Genomic DNA, 2,332 nt, shown 5'->3' with positions numbered 1-2,332 from the left:
GTGTAACATGTTAGATTCTTTGCTAACGAAAAAACGTGTATATGAGAAAATACCCTAAAAAAAGAATGAGGCGAAAGAAGATGACAAATGTTTTTTATATGGAGCTCAACGATCTTAATTATGAACTCGAGCGAAGTGCGGAAATACTGAGGGTATTGGCACATCCTTTCCGTCTACAAATTGTACATCAATTATTAGAGAAAAATGCTTTAAATGTTACCGAATTACAAAAAATTTTAAAATTACCACAATCTACGGTTTCACAACACCTTCATAAAATGAGAAATCATAAAGTGTTATCACATGAACGCAAAGGAACAGAAGTATTTTATCGAGTGGACGATAAACAAGTGAAACAAACGGTTCACATACTGATGGGATAAACAGATAGCTTTTTGAGGTGTGTTGCAAAGTTTGAAAAAACACAGACTTGTTTACAAAATATAGTTATAGTTTAAGCGGTTCTGAATAACTCCTGTAATTCCTTGTACGTCGAAAAAGAGAAGTCTGGAATTTGACTTCTCTTTTGTTTGTATATCGCATGAATCGTTTCGATTCCTTTCAATGTACGTGAAGCATGACGGATATTTTGGAATCCAGAAGATTTGGCAAAACGTCGTTTGACATGTCGATGATCTTGTTCAATCAGGTTATTAAGGTGCTTAACCGTACAATGTGTTATATGCACATAAAAGCCATTATTTTTCAGTTTTTTGAACGCACAAAGCAGTGCAGGAGCTTGATCTGTTGTAAGAACCGTTGGTTCTCCAAATTGTTTCGTCAACCTTTTTATAAAGGCATATGCTGCTTGATGATCTCGTGTTTTTCGAAGTTGAAAATCAAGTGTATATCCATTACTATCAATCGCACGATACAGATAAGACCACTCCCCTTTCACTTTGATGTACGTCTCATCTACATGCCAAACATGATGTGCAGACTGGTTTTTCTTCTTCCATATTTGATAAATCAAATTGCCATATTCATGAACCCAACGCATGATGGTTGTGGGATGTACAGAAACTCCTTGTTCTTTTAGGATCTCAGACACATCACGATAACTTAAAGAAAAACGACAGTAATAGCCAACGGCTACCAAAATAATATCTTTTTTGAATTGTTTCCCTTTAACATATCCCATGCATCCTTCTCCTCGCCCCATTTTCTCTATATTTTAACTTCACTCCAAAAACTTTGCAACAGAACCCAAAATACTCATGTAGAGGCTTGCCTTTTTTACTACTTGAGGTCACCATACATGCTCGTTAACGCTATTTTTTTATAAGGCCTCACCATACCCATAAACTTAAGAAACTTACATACCACCAAGTACAAATAACATTATTTTTTCTAGGGTCTTACTACGTTTAAAGTAAATAAATAAGAATTTTAAGTAATAAATACTTTGATATAAGTGGGTATTAGCTTATTGATCTGAAAATTGAGATAAATAGTGAAAGAAGCTATCATAATACATGTAGATATCATTCATTTAAGTGTTCTGAATTAGATCATTTAAAATGGTATATATCATAATTGAAAAGGGGATGAAAGTAATGAAGAAGAAACAAAGAATGATCGTAACAGCGGCCATGGCAGCCACGTTAGCTACAGGTGCATTGCCTACTACATCGGCGTTTGCTGCAGAAACAAAAGCTCCTATCCAACAACAAGAATCACAAATGGGTATTCAACCATTTTCACAGAGTAATTTAGAAACAGCAGTTAAGGCAGCTTTATATGGTCCTGAAGTCAAAAAAATAAAAGTATTTGAACATGAATTCAACGTAAAACCAATTGAAGTAGTAGATTTAGGTGGCGGGAAAAAATATGTTAAGGGTCAAATTTCTCATCATTTAAGTTTTCGTCCAGATGATCAAGTTTATTATGAATTTACAGTGAAAGATGGAGAAGTAATCGGTACGCCACAATATCATATTGATAGAGGTGGTTTTACATCATTCGCAGCTCCTCTTTTATCAATTATTGCTGCATATAATGGGATTCCTGTTAATCCAAATGATTTAAACACACTTGGTCAACAGATTGGAAAAGTAATTGATGGAAGCTGGGAACATGCAGCACAATCTATTGCTACTGTAGTTAGCTTAAGCTTTAATGAGAAATAAGTTTTGCTAGGAATTTAATTGATTTGGAAACAGACTTTAAGTATTCTTCCAGAAGGCGCTGTTTATAAATGGTACTGTTATAATAAATTATGAAGCAAATGCATTTTAAATATTGGCATGTCAGTAAAACTTTTCTAATTTGTGAACCATTTTACCTTTCATATTATGTCACAAAATAGGGTTCTGGTGCAAAAAAGCTAAAT

The 2,332-nt window shown here is 34.0% G+C and carries 3 protein-coding genes; 2 read left to right on the top strand and 1 reads right to left on the bottom strand.

Going from position 1 to position 2,332, the window contains the following annotated elements; translation table 11 throughout:
• Nucleotides 1-80: 80 nt before the first annotated feature.
• The gene (locus RT27_RS31255) at nt 81-383 is read left to right on the top strand and encodes a metalloregulator ArsR/SmtB family transcription factor (protein WP_000185989.1); all 303 of its coding nucleotides are present in this window, start codon (nt 81-83) and stop codon (nt 381-383) included.
• A 71-nt stretch (nt 384-454) separates the two neighbouring features.
• Here RT27_RS31255 and RT27_RS31250 read toward each other — a convergent pair whose 3' ends face one another.
• Nucleotides 455-1,141, bottom strand: coding sequence for an IS6 family transposase (locus tag RT27_RS31250; RefSeq protein ID WP_043939110.1), 687 nt, complete (start codon nt 1,139-1,141; stop codon nt 455-457).
• Nucleotides 1,142-1,556: 415 nt separating this feature from the next.
• Here RT27_RS31250 and RT27_RS31245 point away from each other — a divergent pair, with 415 nt between their 5' ends.
• Entirely contained in the window at nt 1,557-2,129 is a 573-nt protein-coding gene (locus RT27_RS31245) for a hypothetical protein (protein ID WP_043939108.1), read from the top strand.
• Nucleotides 2,130-2,332: the final 203 nt, after the last annotated feature.

The sequence above is a fragment of the Bacillus sp. L_1B0_5 genome, from assembly GCF_000836715.1.
Taxonomy (GTDB): domain Bacteria; phylum Bacillota; class Bacilli; order Bacillales; family Bacillaceae_G; genus Bacillus_A; species Bacillus_A thuringiensis_S.
The sequence above is the reverse complement of the archived record's forward strand: the minus strand, read 5'-3'. Positions and strand labels throughout refer to the sequence as shown.